At 53.8% G+C, this 15508-nt stretch carries 14 protein-coding genes and 1 pseudogene; 8 read left to right on the forward strand and 7 right to left on the reverse strand.

What is annotated here, in order from left to right:
• Positions 1-20: 20 nt before the first annotated feature.
• Together nifJ and F153LOC_RS01915 are read right to left on the reverse strand one after the other, a co-directional pair.
• On the reverse strand, positions 21-3545 hold the full coding sequence (gene nifJ, locus F153LOC_RS01910) for a pyruvate:ferredoxin (flavodoxin) oxidoreductase (RefSeq protein WP_102103815.1): 3525 nt from the start codon (positions 3543-3545) through the stop codon (positions 21-23).
• Between the two features lie 191 nt (positions 3546-3736).
• Positions 3737-4177: a DUF3828 domain-containing protein gene (locus tag F153LOC_RS01915; RefSeq protein ID WP_102103814.1), complete on the reverse strand. Its 441-nt coding sequence runs from the start codon at positions 4175-4177 to the stop codon at positions 3737-3739.
• 530 nt (positions 4178-4707) lie between these two features.
• Between F153LOC_RS01915 and F153LOC_RS21845 the strand changes: the two are divergent.
• Positions 4708-4838 (forward strand): annotated as a pseudogene (locus tag F153LOC_RS21845) (IS3 family transposase); the annotation flags it as partial.
• A 50-nt stretch (positions 4839-4888) separates the two neighbouring features.
• Here the strand turns inward: F153LOC_RS21845 and F153LOC_RS01930 are convergent.
• A complete protein-coding gene (locus F153LOC_RS01930; protein WP_102103811.1) occupies positions 4889-5224 on the reverse strand; it encodes a Rap1a/Tai family immunity protein in 336 nt (111 codons plus the stop codon).
• 577 nt (positions 5225-5801) lie between these two features.
• Between F153LOC_RS01930 and F153LOC_RS01935 the strand changes: the two genes are divergently transcribed.
• Positions 5802-6068, forward strand: a complete 267-nt coding sequence (locus tag F153LOC_RS01935; protein WP_100780875.1) for a DUF333 domain-containing protein — start codon at positions 5802-5804, stop codon at positions 6066-6068.
• A gap of 23 nt (positions 6069-6091) precedes the next feature.
• Here F153LOC_RS01935 and hslJ read toward each other — a convergent pair whose 3' ends face one another.
• The 4 genes from hslJ to F153LOC_RS01955 form a co-directional block, all read right to left on the reverse strand.
• Entirely contained in the window at positions 6092-6505 is a 414-nt protein-coding gene (gene hslJ / locus F153LOC_RS01940; protein ID WP_102103810.1) for a heat shock protein HslJ, read from the reverse strand.
• Between the two features lie 128 nt (positions 6506-6633).
• Positions 6634-6762, reverse strand: coding sequence for a DUF2474 domain-containing protein (locus F153LOC_RS01945; RefSeq protein ID WP_102103809.1), 129 nt, complete (start codon positions 6760-6762; stop codon positions 6634-6636).
• Positions 6762-7772 (reverse strand): cytochrome d ubiquinol oxidase subunit II, encoded by a 1011-nt coding sequence (cydB, locus tag F153LOC_RS01950; protein WP_102103808.1) that lies wholly within the window; start codon positions 7770-7772, stop codon positions 6762-6764. Before cydB ends, F153LOC_RS01945 begins: the two co-directional genes overlap by 1 nt.
• Entirely contained in the window at positions 7772-9178 is a 1407-nt protein-coding gene (locus tag F153LOC_RS01955; RefSeq protein ID WP_102103807.1) for a cytochrome ubiquinol oxidase subunit I, read from the reverse strand. Before F153LOC_RS01955 ends, cydB begins: the two co-directional genes overlap by 1 nt.
• A 434-nt stretch (positions 9179-9612) precedes the next feature.
• On the opposite strand from F153LOC_RS01955, the gene F153LOC_RS01960 reads away from it, so the two are divergent.
• From F153LOC_RS01960 to F153LOC_RS01985, 6 genes are all read left to right on the forward strand, one after another.
• Positions 9613-9804 (forward strand): cold-shock protein, encoded by a 192-nt coding sequence (locus tag F153LOC_RS01960; RefSeq protein ID WP_100780028.1) that lies wholly within the window; start codon positions 9613-9615, stop codon positions 9802-9804.
• 81 nt (positions 9805-9885) lie between these two features.
• Entirely contained in the window at positions 9886-11295 is a 1410-nt protein-coding gene (locus F153LOC_RS01965) for a PLP-dependent aminotransferase family protein (RefSeq protein WP_102103806.1), read from the forward strand.
• A 293-nt stretch (positions 11296-11588) separates the two neighbouring features.
• Positions 11589-12734, forward strand: a complete 1146-nt coding sequence (gene ydcS, locus F153LOC_RS01970; RefSeq protein WP_102103805.1) for a putative ABC transporter substrate-binding protein YdcS — start codon at positions 11589-11591, stop codon at positions 12732-12734.
• Positions 12735-12751: 17 nt separating this feature from the next.
• On the forward strand, positions 12752-13765 hold the full coding sequence (locus F153LOC_RS01975) for an ABC transporter ATP-binding protein (protein ID WP_102103804.1): 1014 nt from the start codon (positions 12752-12754) through the stop codon (positions 13763-13765).
• Positions 13766-13772: 7 nt separating this feature from the next.
• On the forward strand, positions 13773-14711 hold the full coding sequence (locus F153LOC_RS01980) for an ABC transporter permease (RefSeq protein WP_369804784.1): 939 nt from the start codon (positions 13773-13775) through the stop codon (positions 14709-14711).
• Complete coding sequence (locus F153LOC_RS01985; RefSeq protein ID WP_102103803.1) at positions 14701-15507, forward strand: ABC transporter permease; 807 nt, start codon at positions 14701-14703, stop codon at positions 15505-15507. Before F153LOC_RS01980 ends, F153LOC_RS01985 begins: the two co-directional genes overlap by 11 nt.
• Position 15508: the final 1 nt, after the last annotated feature.

A 15508-nucleotide genomic window follows, 5' to 3' on the forward strand; every position in this document is an offset into this window, starting at 1 on the left:
ACGCTCCGGGCTTTTTTTTATCACTCGCTGGTCGATTTCTCGCCTTTTCCTGCCATCTGCGCCAGGAAGTCATAGCGTTTTTGCAGATCGGCCGCCGCGTCCTTCCACAGTTGCTCGGCCACTTCTGGCTGCTGGGCATTGAGACGACGGAAGCGTTGCTCCTGCATCAACGTTTCTGCCAGCGCATCAGACGGTGGACGTGAGTCCAGCGCCAGCGGCAGTTTCCCTTCATCGGCACGACGCGGATCGAAGCGATACAGCGGCCAGAACCCGGTCGCCGTCAGCTGGCGCATCTGATCGTGGCTCAGCGCCAGATCGTAACCGTGCTCTTCGCAAGGGCTGTAAGCGATGATCAGAGACGGCCCTGGATAGGCTTCCGCTTCCTGTATCGCTTTCACCGTCTGGTTGAGCTGCGCGCCAAGCGAAATCTGTGCGACATACACATGACCGTACATCATCATGCTGACGCCCAGGTCTTTACGCGCTTTGCGTTTACCGTGCTCACCAAACTTGGTGACGGCACCCAGCGGGGTGGCTTTGGACGCCTGACCGCCGGTGTTGGAATAACACTGAGTATCGAGCACCAGAATGTTCACGTTTTCCGTCAGGCTAAGAACATGATCCAGCCCGCCGAAACCAATGTCGTATGCCCAGCCGTCACCGCCAATCAGCCAGATCGATTTTTCGACCAGCGCGTCGGCGTCGGTTAACAGCTGCTGTGCACCTTCCACGCCCTGAAGATGCTGACGCAGTTCTGCCACCTGCTCACGACGCACCTCTGGTGTGGCGTCGCTGTGCAGCGCTGTATTTAATTCAGCCGGAAGTTTATCGGCAAACTGTTCAAGCAGACGCATCACGCGGGCGCGATGCTGATCGACCGTCAGACGGAAGCCAAGCCCAAACTCGGCGTTATCTTCAAACAGAGAGTTTGCCCAAGCCGGGCCACGGCCATTGGCATCGGTGGTATACGGCGTAGAAGGCAGGTTACCGCCGTAGATAGACGAACAGCCGGTGGCGTTCGCGATCAGCATGCGGTCGCCGTACAGCTGAGTGAGCAGCTTGATGTAAGGCGTTTCGCCGCAGCCGGAGCAGGCGCCCGAGTATTCAAAGAGCGGCGTAATCAGCTGGGAAGTGCGGATATCGATACGTTCGAGTTTGCTGCGATCGATTTCCGGCAGGCCGAGGAAGAAGTCGTAATTCACTTTCTCTTCTTCCACGTGTTCCAGGCGCGACATCATATTGATGGCTTTGATTTCCGGATTCTGGCGATCTTTCGCCGGGCATACTTCCACGCACAGATTACAACCTGTGCAGTCTTCCGGCGCGACCTGCAGCACGTATTTCTGCCCACGCATATCGCGGGATTTCACATCCAGCGAGTGCAGGCTGGCAGGGGCATTTTCCATCTCTTCCGGAGAAACCACTTTTGCGCGGATGGCCGAGTGTGGACAGGCCGCAACGCAGTGGTTGCACTGCGTACAGAGATCTTCCTTCCAGATAGGGATCTCTTCGGCGATGTTGCGTTTTTCCCAGCGGGTGGTGCCTACCGGCCAGGTGCCGTCCGGCGGCAGGGCGGAGACGGGCAGGGCATCGCCCAGACCCGCCAGCATCGCGGCGGTCACGGTTTTAACAAAATCAGGCGCGGCGTCAGACACCACTGGCGGCCGGTTTGCACTGGCGGTATTCACCGGCTGAAGCGGGATCTCAGAAATAGATTCACGGGCCAGAGCCAGCGCTTGCCAGTTGCGCTCGACCAGATCCTGCCCTTTGCTGCTGTAGCTTTTGGCAATGGCGCCCTGCAACGCGGTCAGCGCGCTGTCGCCCGGCAGAATATCCGTCAGGTGGAAGAAGGCCATCTGCATGACGGTATTAATGCGTGCTGCCAGGCCGCATTCACGGGCAATTTTCGCCGCGTTGACGGTAAACAGACGGGCTTGTTTCTGATTCAGCACCGCCTGCACTTCCTGCGGCAGTCGCGACCACACTTCGTCAGCATTGTACGGCGTGTTAATCAGGAAAATTCCGCCCGGTTTCAGGCGTTCGGCCATCTGATATTTGTCGATAAACTGCAGCTGGTGGCAGCCAACAAAATCGGCCTGCTCAACCAGATAGGCGGAACGAATCGGTTTTTCGCTGACGCGCAGGTGCGAGACGGTCAGGCCGCCCGCCTTTTTGGAGTCATAGACGAAATAGCCCTGGGCATACCACGGCGTGGAGTTACCGATGATTTTGATATTGTTTTTGGTGGCAGAGACGCTACCGTCACTGCCCAGACCGTAAAACAGCGCTTCCAGCTTCGACGTCGACGGCAGGGTGTTTTCTGGTAGCAGCAGTGACAGGTTAGTCACATCGTCATAAATACCGACCGTAAAGCGCGGTTTCGGTTTTGCGGCGCTCAGCTCATTAAACACTGCCAGCACGCAGTCAGGCCCGAACTCTTTCGACGACAAACCGTAGCGTCCGCCGATGACGCGCGGCAGCGTTTCGCGCTCACCGCTGTTGAAGGCTTCGGCTAGGGCCGTCATCACATCCAGATAGAGGGGTTCTGCGTGCGCGCCCGGCTCTTTGGTGCGATCGAGTACCGCAACGGAACGGACGCTTTCCGGCAACACGGACAGCAGATGCTTCGCAGAGAAGGGACGGTACAGGCGCACTTTCAGTACACCGACCTTTTCGCCGCGAGAAAGCAGCTCGTCGACGACCTCTTCACAGGTGCCAATCGCAGAGCCCATCAGCACGATAACGCGCTCCGCCTGCGGGTGGCCATAGTATTCAAACGGCTTATATTCACGCCCGGTGGCAGCCGAGAAATCACTCATCGCCTGCTCAACGTGATCGTAAACCGCGTTGTACCAGGGGTTGGTGGCTTCACGGGACTGGAAATAGGTGTCGGGGTTCGCGGAAGTGCCGCGAATAACCGGATGCTCAGGATTCAGCGCGCGTGCGCGGTGGGCATCGATCTCGTCCTGCGGCATCAGCTCCAGAATCGTGTTGTCCGACAGCGGGACGATTTTATTGATTTCGTGAGAGGTGCGGAAACCATCGAAGAAATGAATAAATGGCACCCGGCTTTTCAGCGTCGCGATGTGGGAAATCAGCGCAAAGTCCTGGGCTTCCTGCACATTACTGGCACACAGCATGGCGCAGCCCGTCTGACGGACCGCCATCACATCCGAGTGGTCACCGAAAATCGACAGAGCATGGGTGGCAACGGTACGCGCTGCCACATGCAACACGAACGGCGTTAACTGCCCGGCGAGCTTATACAGCGTGGGAATCATCAGCAGCAGACCCTGCGATGAGGTGAACGACGTCGAGAGCGCACCTGTTTGCAGTGCGCCGTGAACCGCGCCGATAGCACCGGCTTCCGACTGCATCTCGACGACCCGGGGAACATCGCCCCAGACGTTTTTTAGCCCGTTGCCCGCCCAGGCATCAGCCTGTTCCGCCATGGTCGAACTTGGTGTAATGGGGTAGATGGCGATAACTTCGCTGGTGCGGAACGCGACGGACGCGGCCGCGCCATTACCGTCAATAGTGATCATGTGACACCCTTACATTGCGCAAAAAAGAGGGACCCGTGAAACGTCGACGAGTCCTGATAGTTATCCTAATAGTATAGGATGTGCGGGTATTCCATTGAAGTTATAAGGCTTTCGAGTGCACAAATTGATCCACAAAAACAATAAGTGGTATCGATGACAATTGACTGTAGTTACTAATTTTAATGGTTTTTTTACATGTTAAGGGTGACATTCTCGGCAACAGATTGGACTTTCCAGACTCCGCCTTCCTGAACCATGCAATCTATAACTGTATGTTTTTTGTTAAAACCAAACGTTACGTAGACTTGGGTACAAACAGCATCGAAATCTGAAGCAACTACTGTGACTTGTTGCCAGTCTTCGTCAAAATCTTGTGATTTAATAAACATATCTGCGTCAGGAATATCAGCTTCATTTGGATCTGCTGAATACAGTGCCTTGAGTGATTTTATCGTCCTGGCGGTTACATAGCGTTTTAGGCCGACATAATTATGAAGTGGTTCTTTATTCCTTAACAGCTGGCTTACGTACCATTTATTAAATTGAAGCGATGCTGATTCCGCCTCTGATGGAGGAAATGATGCGATAGCGAGAGATGGAAATAATACTAAAAAAATGAAGTTTTTTTTCATGGTTAATCCCGTCTGTATATAGCGTAAGTGGATTGCAGTTCTCTGTAACGGCTTCCAGGGTACATACTCCTCTGCTGAAAATCAGAATACCAGGTTCCGGAACCATCATAGATACAAGCATGTCCATGGGGATGCCCAGGGATGGGTTGGATAACAGCTACGTCGCCCTCCTGAGGTTCTCCATAGACTCTTTTGAACCCAACAGCGATAAGATTTGAACCCATATCTCTTGCCTCTGGCGTGTTTCGGATATCTGCTCCACCAGCACGAATAGCATTTGAAACATAATGTGCGCATTTGCTCTGGCTATTGGTGCCAGCATGTTGACGCGCGTAAGTGACTGCTTTGTGTTTATCCCATGACATTCGCTTGTTCCTATTTCAATTAAAAAAATAAAAACATATTTTGCACCTGCCGCTTTAGTAATTTTGTAATTATTCATGAGCGTAAGTTAACCAATATAACTAAAGTAAATGAAAGATAGAGTTGTATTTATGAGTGTCATGATTGCTGGAGTAATTTCTCTGAGTCAGTTCAGCAGTGTCAGCGAGCTAAGGAAGGCTATAGAGACCTATATCCATTATTACAACAACAATTAAGCCTGAAATTAAAAGAACTGAGTCAGGTAGAATACCGAACCCAGGCTCTGAAAACTGCTTAACATGAACTGTTCAACTTTATGGGGTCAGTCCACATTCGTCTGGCGTATAATTAGTTGGCTGGGCACGGAAATTCTTGCGTCAGCGCCAGAACAACAGGAAGTACAGGTGCAATCGTACGTGATTTAGGATGTGTTTTATAATACTCCCCTACGGTATCGAAGGCCTGACTGAATGCAAAGTTGTCATCCACACAAATTTTCTTATCGATAATGAGCATTGCTGTTACTCCTCGCACAAACCCCATATACCCAAAGGCATCATAACTGTTGTATTCTCGATTGTAATCTTTATAGCCTTTGTACAAGTAATTACCATCAAATTCGGCAAGAACGAACGAGGGGGACGCTAAGAGCAGGATTGTCGCTAAGGCTTTTAGTTTCTTCATATATAAATACCTGTATTTTTATCTGTCGCAAGAGTCCAAATCTGTCAAGCTTGCGTAGATTCTGTGTTCAGTAGGGCGGAGCATAAATTTTTTGTCATTGATTCATACTTTGAATGATTCATTAATTCTGATTTAAAAAATCAATACATTTGTTAGGGCCAGACTTCGACTAATAATTTATAAACTCTGATGATATGAAACCTTGCGAAAACGCAAAATTTCACATCGTAAATAAAAATGTTGATGAAAGAGTATTTGAGAAAATGAGTCCTTTAATTTTTCGTGGTTGATTCATGAAGTTTTCTTAAAGATAAACCTCCTTAGGGTAATAACCTTTCCATAAATACGTTTTTGTCATGGCAGGCCAGATGAAGGGGATGATTTCTGCAGAGAAAGCCAAAATCACAACAGACTCTTAGCATCGCTAGCCTTCCCAAACTCACCACATGGATCACCATTCGCAAAAAAATCGCAAGAATTTGTTTCTCAGGTGCATAAATACGCAGTTCCGCTCTCGACGGGGCGGCGCAGGGTGCCTATTATGCTTAGGTTTCGCAATTTGTATGGGGAAGAGAGAATGCGTTCAGCGTTTTGGGTAGGGTGTGCGGCGTTACTGTTGTCTGCGTGCAGCAATGAGCCGGTTCAGCAGGCGACGGCGGCACATGTTTCACCGGGAATGAAAGCGGCAATGTCCAGCTCCGGGCAGGCCAGTTGCGCAATGGTGGGCGGATCGTTGTCTGTCGCTCGCCAGCTTGATGGCTCGGCTGTCGGGATGTGTGCGTTGCCTAATGGCAAACGCTGCAGTGAGCAGTCGCTTGCCGTAGGGTCATGCGGTAATTACTGATTAGGTCATGCGGTAATTACTGATTAGTCTGCGCGTTTAAACATCAGCGTTTTATCTGCTGTCGCCAGCGTCAACTGATTTTCCGTCAGATCGACCTGCGCGCCTTTGCGCAGCATATCGCCTATTGTTGCATCCAGCTCGTTAAGCTGCTGATCGGTGCAGAGTTTGCGCGTCATCGCCATGGCTTTGACCTTCAGCTCGCCTTCCGATAATTTGCCTTCGCCGCTAAAGCGGTTACACATCACGCCGGAAACAGCCATTTTATCGCCAAAGCGTAATTCCGGTGGCACCGCAGTGGGTTTGACCGCCGCGCCGTTTACGCTCTCCAGCACAAAACGGTGCCCTTCGAGTTGGCCTGCCTGAACAGACGCCTTTCCGGGATTAACACAACCTGCCAGCGCCAGGGTCACCAGGCTTAACGCCACGAGCTTTTTCATATTGCTTCTCAAACTATAAATCCGATAAATATATGTGAATATCTTTAACGATACCCTCCCGTTTGTCATGGGTGTTTATCTGAAAGTGCCGAAAGCCGGGCAGGGATATCCACCCGGCTATCAAAACGTTAGTGCGATTTAAAGCCTGCGGCAGTCATCAGGATGCGGAAGAACATCCCCACAGCAGCCAGTGCCAGCACGCTGCCTCCCCAAATAATGACTAACCACATCAGGCGTTTCCAGACCGGCTGTCGCATCAGTGATACCCCTCCCCATGTTGCACTTTTCCGCGAAACACGTAGTAGCTCCAGAACGTATAGACCAGAATAATCGGGATGATCAGCAGGGCGCCGACCAGCATAAAGCCCTGGCTTTGTGGCGGTGCCGCGGCCTGCCAGAGCGTGATGGACGGCGGAATAATGTACGGCCAGATGCTGATCCCAAGCCCGCTAAATCCGAGGAAAATCAGCCCCAGCGTCAGAACGAACGGTGCATTGTGGCTGTCGCTATCGTTCAGTTTTTTCCATGCCCAACCGCTCAGTGCGAGGACCAGCAAAGGCACCGGCAGCAGGAACCACAGATTGGGCAGGGTAAACCAGCGCTCGGCGATTGCCGGATGTGCCAGCGGCGTCCACAGGCTGATGACCGCGATGACCATTAACAGCGTCAGCAGCAGCTTTTTAGATACCCCGCGCATTTTTGCCTGAAGCGGATTTTCACTTTTCATCACCAGCCAGGTCGCGCCGAGCAGGGCGTAAGCAACCGTCAGACCCACGCCACAGAACAGATTAAAGAGCGTAAACCAGTCAAATGGGCCGCCGCTGTAGGCGCGCTCGGTCACCGAAAAACCGTTAATCACCGCGCCAACCACCACACCCTGGCTGAAGGTGGCAAGAATGGAGCCGCCAATAAAAGCTTTGTCCCAGAAAGGCCGGTGTGCGGGCGTCGCTTTAAAACGAAATTCAAAGGCCACGCCGCGGAAAATCAGGCCGATCAGCATCAACGTGAGTGGGATGGTGAGGGCATCGATAATCACTGCGTAAGCCAGCGGAAACGCACCGAAAAGCGCGGCCCCTCCGAGTACCAGCCAGGTTTCATTCCCGTCCCAGACCGGGGCGACGCTGTTAACCATCACGTCGCGATCGTCTGCGTCGCGGGTGGTCGGAAACAGAATGCCGATGCCTAAATCGAAGCCGTCCATGACGATATACATCAGCGTGGCGAATACGATAATCACAAACCAGATAATGGAAAGATCGATGCCCATTATGGTTTCTCCTTAATCACAAATTCAGTGCTGGCGGCAGAGAGCGGGCGAGCCGGACGGCCATTGTTTTCGGTCGGGAAGGATTCGTGTTCCTGCGGACCTTTTTTGATAAGTCGCACCATGTAGCTGTAACCAACGCCGAACACCGAGGTATAGACGACAATAAAGGCCAACAGGCTTACGCTCATATGCAGATCGCCATGGGCAGATACCGCATCTGACGTGCGTTGCAGACCATAAACGACCCATGGCTGACGACCCACTTCGGTGGTGACCCAACCGGCAAGGATGGCGATCAGGCCGGACGGTCCCATCAGCAGAGCGAACCACAGGAAAGGACGCGAGGTATAAACGCGCTGCCTGTAGCGCAGCCAGACGGCGACAACGCCTAGCAGCAGCATCAGCATTCCCAGCCCCGCCATGATGCGGAATGACCAGAAGACGATGGTTGAGTTCGGGCGATCCTCTTTCGGGAAATCTTTCAGCGCTGGCACCTGTTTATCCAGGCTGTGCGTCAGAATCAGGCTGCCGAGCGCCGGGATTTCCAGCCCATAGCGGGTGCGCTCTTGCTCCATATCTGGCCAGCCAAATAACAACAATGGTGTCGGTTCACCGGGCGGATTCTCCCAGTGGCCTTCAATCGCCGCAATTTTGGCGGGCTGATGTTTTAACGTATTCAGGCCGTGCATATCACCGACCATCGCCTGAATTGGCGCAACAATCAGCGTCATCCACAGCGCCATGGAGAACATGTGACGAATAGCGGGCGTGTTGTTACCGCGCAGAAGATGCCAGGCCGCAGATGCACCCACAAACAGGGCGCTGCTCAGGAATGCCGCAATGGACATATGGAACAGGCGATAGGGGAAGGAGGGGTTAAATACCACCGCGAACCAGTCGACCGGGACCACTACGCCGTTGACGATCTCATACCCCTGAGGGGTCTGCATCCAGCTGTTGGACGCCAGGATCCAGAAGGTCGAAATAATGGTGCCCAGCGCCACCATGCAGGTGGAAAAGAAGTGCAGCCCCGGCCCAACTTTGTTCCAGCCAAACAGCATCACCCCGAGGAAACCGGCTTCTAGGAAGAAGGCGGTCAGCACTTCGTAGGTCAGCAGTGGGCCGGTAATGCTCCCCGCGAACTGCGAAAATCCGCTCCAGTTGGTCCCGAACTGGTAGGCCATCACCAGCCCGGACACCACGCCCATGCCAAAGTTGACGGCGAAAATTTTGGACCAGAAATGGTACAGCGAGCGCCAGATGGGGTTTTTGGTCTTCAGCCAAAGCCCTTCCAGCACCGCCAGATAGCTGGCGAGACCAATGGTGATCGCCGGGAAAATAATGTGGAAGGATACGGTAAAGGCAAACTGTATCCGCGCCAGATGAAAAGCATCTAAACCAAACATGCACAGCCTCAATGTCAATCGGTGTGGTGTTATGGTATAGGGGGCGGAATCGAACTATCAGAGGCAGAAATTTGAAATTTATGTATAACAGTTTGCGAAATAATTGGGCTTTAGTCATCTGATATAGTGAACAGTTAAGCGCGACTAACGCATAAAGCCGTTAAACGTTCAGAGCATAAGAATTTTATTTTTATGATTTTTCTTCATTAAAGGGGTTGTTTTGTTCTCTCAGTCATGCGTTAATGGCTCCTCGGTTTGATACCCAAAAAAATATCTGACGTCGTTTCAAAGCATTTCTCATCACGTTGTGCCTCTCCGCAGCCTCTTGGGTCTTCTCTTTACACTCTGACACTCCGATTAGTTTTGTCTCAGACCATCATTGCCTTGAAAGGCCCAATTTGTTATTCACGTATTTACGTGTTCTGGAGATTCATATGGTTTCTTATATCCATTTTCGCTGCCCATGCTGTCATGGCTCGCAATACCGCACATCCGTTTTTGATGTGTCTGAAAAAAACCCACACGGTGCGAAATGCATTTTCTGCAAATCGTCCATGATGACCTTTGACCATCTGGCAACGTCCGCGCCATCTGAGCGTGCACATCTCAGTCATCGTCCGTCATAACACCGCATAAGCTATAACAGTTCATTAAAACTGCCAATTTTCTCCTGCTGATATACTATGGTGTGAAGCAAGGAGAGAACGATGAAAAAATACCAGCGCCTGGCGCAGCAAATCATTTCGCAAATCGAACTTGGCGTGTGGTTGCCGGGAGATAAACTACCGTCGTTGCGTGAGCAAGTTGCCAGCAGCGGCATGAGTTTCATGACCGTTGGTCATGCCTATCAAACGCTGGAAAGTCAGGGGCGAATCGTTGCTCGCCCACAGTCGGGATACTACGTTGCTCCACGCCCGATAAAGCAGCAGCCTGCGCCACCGGCGCAGGTAATGCGCGACGAAGTGGTCGACATCAATACCTATATTTTTGATGTCCTGCAGGCCAGCCGCGACCCCTCTGTTTTACCCTTTGCCTCCGCATTCCCCGATCCTCGGCTTTTCCCACTTCAGCAGTTGAACCGCTCCCTTGCCAACGTCAGCAAAACCGCAACCGCCATGAGCGTGATTGAAAACCTGCCGCCGGGTAACGTCGATCTCCGCCACGCCATCGCCCGCCGCTACGCGCAGCAGGGGATGAATATTTCGCCGGAAGAGATTGTGATCACCGCCGGTGCGCTGGAAGCTCTCAATCTGAGTCTTCAGGCCGTGACCGAACCCGGTGACTGGGTGATTGTCGAAAACCCCTGTTTCTACGGTGCACTTCAGGCGCTGGAAAGGTTAAAGCTCAAGGCGCTGTCGATCGCCACCGACGTGCGCGAAGGGATCGATCTCAACGCCCTCGAGCAGGCGCTGAACGACTATCCGGTGAAAGCCTGCTGGCTGATGACTAACAGCCAAAATCCGCTGGGCTTTACCCTCAGCGCCGAGAAAAAATCCCATCTGGTGGCGCTGCTGACGAAACATAACGTCACCTTGATCGAAGATGACGTCTACAGCGAGCTCTATTTTGGGCGCGAAAAACCGCTGCCCGCAAAAGCCTGGGACCGCCAGGATATGACTTTGCACTGCTCATCTTTCTCGAAATGTCTGGTCGCTGGTTTTCGTATCGGCTGGGTCGCAGCGGGCAAACATGCGCGCCGCATCCAGCAATTACAATTGATGAGCACCCTTTCGACCAGCTCCCCGATGCAGCTTGCTCTGGTGGATTATCTTGCCACCAAACGCTATGACGCCCATCTTCGCCGCCTGCGCCGCACGCTGGCCGAGCGTAAGCAGCAGGCGTGGCAATCGTTAATGCGCCATCTGCCGGCGGAAGTGAAAATTCACCACAACGACAGCGGCTATTTTTTGTGGCTGGAACTGCCTGCACAGCTGGACGCCGGGCTGCTCAGCGAGCAGGCGCTGGCGCACCATATCAGCATCGCGCCGGGCAAAATGTTTTCTACTTCCGACGTCTGGACGCCGTTCTTTCGCTTTAATACCTCCTGGGCGTGGGGGGAGCGGGAAGAACAGGCTGTAATCCAGCTGGCGAAATTAATAAGCGTCATGCTGAAATAAGCGAAAAGGCTTATTTACCGCAGGCGTAATATCCTCGTATAAATAAACAATGCTTATCCTGTGACCGGCGCCGGGTTTATTCCCGGATGTCAGTCATAGGAAATCTGCATACCGCCGCTCGCCGCTAACTCCTTGTCTATAATCCACTTAACAGGGAATGCGCCCTCTGTCACAACCTGATGAAATTTCCAAAGCCCGCAGGGTGCGGCGCATTTGCGCAGTCTACGTTTATTAAGGGAGATATTTTTACGGCACGGCTGCCGCCAAATTTCATTGCGACAGGAGTAAATCAAATGAGCAAAAAATTTGCCCGCAGCAGCCTGTGCGCGCTCGGCATGACCATCATGACCGCGCAAGCCGCAGAGCCGCCGAAAGAGATCGGCAAAGGCGAGGGAAGGCTTGATATCATCGCCTGGCCGGGATACATCGAACGCGGCCAGACGGATAAAAATTACGACTGGGTCACCCAGTTTGAAAAAGAGACCGGCTGTGCGGTGAACGTCAAAACCGCAGCTACCTCCGATGAGATGGTCAGCCTGATGGCAAAAGGGGGCTATGACCTGGTCACCGCTTCCGGCGATGCCTCGTTACGTTTGATTATGGGGAAACGCGTTCAGCCCATTAACCCGGATCTGATCCCCAACTGGAAAACCATTGATTCGCGCATCGTGAAAGGCGAATGGTTCAACGTTGGCGGCAAAGTCTACGGCACGCCGTATCAGTGGGGACCGAACCTGCTGATGTACAACACGAAAACCTTCCCGACACCGCCGGACAGCTGGGCGGTGGTCTTTAAAGAGCAAAATCTCCCGGACGGCAAAACCAACAAAGGCCGTGTGCAGGCCTACGATGGCCCGATCTACATTGCGGATGCCGCGCTGTTCGTCAAAGCCACGCAGCCGCAGCTCGGCATTACTGACCCGTACCAGCTCACCGAAGCGCAATACGCAGCCGTACTGAAAGTGCTACGTGACCAGCACGCGCTTATTCACCGTTACTGGCACGACACCACCGTTCAGATGAGCGACTTCAAAAACGAAGGCGTGGTGGCATCAAGCGCATGGCCTTATCAGGCTAACGCCCTGAAAGGTGAAAACCAGCCTATCGCGACTGTCTTCCCGAAAGAGGGGGTAACCGGCTGGGCAGACACCACCATGCTGCACGCTGAAGCCAAACATCCGATGTGCGCCTACAAGTGGATGAACTGGTCGCTGACACCAAAACTGCAGGGCGATCTGGCGGCGTGGTTCGGCTCTCTGCCGGTGGTGGCTGAAGGCTGTAAAGCCAGCACGCTGCTCGGCGAAAAAGGCTGCGAAACCAACGGCTATAACGAATTCGACAAAATCATGTTCTGGAAAACCCCAATTGCAGAAGGCGGAAAATATGTCCCGTACAGCCGCTGGACGCAGGATTACATCGCCATCATGGGTGGCCGTTAATCGCCCGGGAGCAGACCATGACGTACGCAGTTGAGTTTAACGACGTCTCCCGTCTGTACGGCGACGTACGGGCGGTGGATGGCGTCACCATTGGCATTCGCGACGGCGAATTTTTCTCCATGCTGGGGCCTTCTGGCTCCGGCAAAACCACCTGTCTGCGGCTGATTGCCGGCTTCGAGCAGTTGAGCGGCGGGGCGATCAAAATCTTCGGCAAAGAGGCGAGTGAGCTACCGCCGTGGGAGCGCGATGTGAACACCGTGTTCCAGGATTACGCCCTGTTCCCGCATATGTCGATCATTGAAAACGTCGCCTACGGTCTGATGGTGAAAGGTGTCGATAAAAAGAAACGTCAGGCGCAGGCGCGTGACGCGCTGGAGAAAGTGGGATTAGGGTTTGCGGAAAAGCGTAAGCCGTCTCAGCTTTCCGGCGGGCAGCGCCAGCGTGTGGCTATCGCCCGCGCGCTGGTCAATGAGCCGCGTGTGCTCTTGCTCGACGAACCGCTCGGTGCGCTGGATCTGAAGCTGCGCGAGCAGATGCAGTTCGAGTTGAAAAAACTGCAGCAGGAGCTGGGGATCACCTTTATTTTCGTTACCCACGATCAGGGCGAAGCGCTGTCGATGTCCGATCGCGTCGCTGTGTTTAACAACGGGCGAATTGAACAGGTCGATACGCCGCGCGAACTCTATATGCGCCCACGCACGCCGTTTGTCGCCAGCTTTGTCGGCACATCCAACGTGTTTGATGCATCCGTTGCAAAACAGGTTTGCGGCATGGAGGGCGTTTATTCGCTGCGCCCGGAACATATTCGCCTCAATCAGAGCGGCGATGTTCAGGTACAGGGCGTGGTGCAGGCGGTGCAATATCAGGGCGCGGCTACCCGGTTTGAGCTTCGTCTCGCCGATGGCGCAAAATTGCTGGTGAGCCAGGCCAATCTGAGCGGCGCGAATATCCCTGTGGATGTTGCCCCAGGGCAGCAGGTGCTGGCCTCCTGGTCGCGCGAGGCAATGGTGCCGCTGCATGAGGAAAGGTGAGATGGACATGAGCGTTTCTCCTGCACCGTCCTCCCGTGGCCCGGTCAGCCGGATCACGACGCTGCTCTGGCGTAAACCGTCGCTCGGGCTGTTCCTGCTCCTGCTTGGGCCACTGATGTGGTTCGGGATTGTCTATCTCGGCTCGCTGCTGACCCTGCTGTGGCAAGGTTTCTACACCTTCGACGATTTCACCATGTCGGTGACGCCGGATCTGACCTTTGCGAACATACTGGCGCTTTTCAACCCTGCCAATTACGACATCATCCTGCGCACCTTGTTGATGGCCATTGCCGTCACGATTGCCAGCGCGATTCTGGCCTTTCCGATGGCGTGGTACATGGCGCGCTACACGCGCGGAAAATGGAAAGCTTTTTTCTATATCGCGGTGATGCTGCCGATGTGGGCGAGCTACATCGTTAAGGCCTACGCGTGGACGCTATTGCTGGCAAAAGATGGCGTCGCGCAGTGGTTTCTCGGTTATATGGGGCTGGAGCCGCTGCTGATGTCAGTGCTGACGCTGCCAGCGATTGGCGGTAACACGCTGTCGACGTCCGGCCTGGGGCGCTTCCTCGTCTTTGTCTATATCTGGTTGCCGTTTATGATCCTGCCCGTCCAGGCGGCGCTGGAACGCCTGCCGCCCTCGCTGTTACAGGCGTCAGCCGATCTGGGCGCGCGCCCGCGCCAGACTTTCCGCTACGTGGTGCTGCCGCTGGCTATTCCTGGCATTGCGGCCGGTTCGATTTTTACCTTCTCGCTAACGCTGGGCGATTTTATCGTGCCGCAGCTGGTCGGCCCGCCGGGTTATTTCATTGGCAACATGGTCTATGCGCAGCAGGGGGCGATCGGCAACATGCCGATGGCGGCGGCGTTCACCTTAGTGCCGATTGTGCTTATCTCACTCTATCTGGCGTTCGTGAAACGTCTGGGAGCGTTCGATGCACTCTGAACGCGCGAACGTGTTCCTGAAACTGGCGGCCTGGGGCGGGGTGATCTTCCTCCACTTCCCACTTCTGATTATCGCCATCTATGCTTTTAATACGGAAGATGCGGCGTTCAGCTTCCCGCCGAAAGGGCTGACTCTGAAGTGGTTTAGCGTGGCGGCATCAAGAAGCGATATTATCGATTCAGTGACGTTGTCACTTCAGATCGCGTCGCTCTCCACGGCCATTGCGCTGGTGCTGGGGATCCTTGCGGCGGCGGCACTCTGGCGCAGCGAGTTTTTCGGCAAAAACGCCATCTCGCTGCTGCTTCTGTTGCCGATTGCGCTTCCGGGGATCATCACCGGTCTGGCGCTACTGACGGCGTTTAAAACCATCAATCTCGAGCCGGGCTTTTTCACCATCGTTACCGGCCACGCGACCTTCTGCGTGGTGGTGGTGTTCAACAACGTCATCGCTCGCTTCCGGCGCACCTCGTGGAGCCTGGTCGAAGCGTCGATGGATTTAGGTGCCGACGGCTGGCAAACCTTCCGCTACGTCGTGTTGCCGAATTTAAGCTCTGCACTGCTGGCGGGAGGAATGCTGGCGTTTGCACTGTCGTTCGACGAAATCATCGTCACGACATTTACGGCGGGACATGAGCGTACGTTACCGCTGTGGTTACTCAATCAGCTTGGACGCCCGCGTGATGTGCCCGTCACCAACGTGGTCGCGCTGCTGGTGATGCTGGTAACGACCATTCCGATTCTGGGGGCCTGGTGGCTAACCCGCGACAACGAAAATGTTGTCGAAAGCGGGAAATAAC

The organism is Lelliottia sp. F153 (assembly GCF_002870005.1).
Lineage (GTDB): Bacteria > Pseudomonadota > Gammaproteobacteria > Enterobacterales > Enterobacteriaceae > Enterobacter > Enterobacter nimipressuralis.

Coding starts and splice junctions, on each gene's coding strand:
- nifJ (WP_102103815.1), bottom strand. CDS start 3,545: ATGATCACTATTGACGGTAATGGCGCGGCCGCGTCCGTCGCGTTCCGC.
- F153LOC_RS01915 (WP_102103814.1), bottom strand. CDS start 4,177: ATGAAAAAAAACTTCATTTTTTTAGTATTATTTCCATCTCTCGCTATC.
- F153LOC_RS01930 (WP_102103811.1), bottom strand. CDS start 5,224: ATGAAGAAACTAAAAGCCTTAGCGACAATCCTGCTCTTAGCGTCCCCC.
- F153LOC_RS01935 (WP_100780875.1), top strand. CDS start 5,802: ATGCGTTCAGCGTTTTGGGTAGGGTGTGCGGCGTTACTGTTGTCTGCG.
- hslJ (WP_102103810.1), bottom strand. CDS start 6,505: ATGAAAAAGCTCGTGGCGTTAAGCCTGGTGACCCTGGCGCTGGCAGGT.
- F153LOC_RS01945 (WP_102103809.1), bottom strand. CDS start 6,762: ATGCGACAGCCGGTCTGGAAACGCCTGATGTGGTTAGTCATTATTTGG.
- cydB (WP_102103808.1), bottom strand. CDS start 7,772: ATGGGCATCGATCTTTCCATTATCTGGTTTGTGATTATCGTATTCGCC.
- F153LOC_RS01955 (WP_102103807.1), bottom strand. CDS start 9,178: ATGTTTGGTTTAGATGCTTTTCATCTGGCGCGGATACAGTTTGCCTTT.
- F153LOC_RS01960 (WP_100780028.1), top strand. CDS start 9,613: ATGGTTTCTTATATCCATTTTCGCTGCCCATGCTGTCATGGCTCGCAA.
- F153LOC_RS01965 (WP_102103806.1), top strand. CDS start 9,886: ATGAAAAAATACCAGCGCCTGGCGCAGCAAATCATTTCGCAAATCGAA.
- ydcS (WP_102103805.1), top strand. CDS start 11,589: ATGAGCAAAAAATTTGCCCGCAGCAGCCTGTGCGCGCTCGGCATGACC.
- F153LOC_RS01975 (WP_102103804.1), top strand. CDS start 12,752: ATGACGTACGCAGTTGAGTTTAACGACGTCTCCCGTCTGTACGGCGAC.
- F153LOC_RS01980 (WP_369804784.1), top strand. CDS start 13,773: ATGAGCGTTTCTCCTGCACCGTCCTCCCGTGGCCCGGTCAGCCGGATC.
- F153LOC_RS01985 (WP_102103803.1), top strand. CDS start 14,701: ATGCACTCTGAACGCGCGAACGTGTTCCTGAAACTGGCGGCCTGGGGC.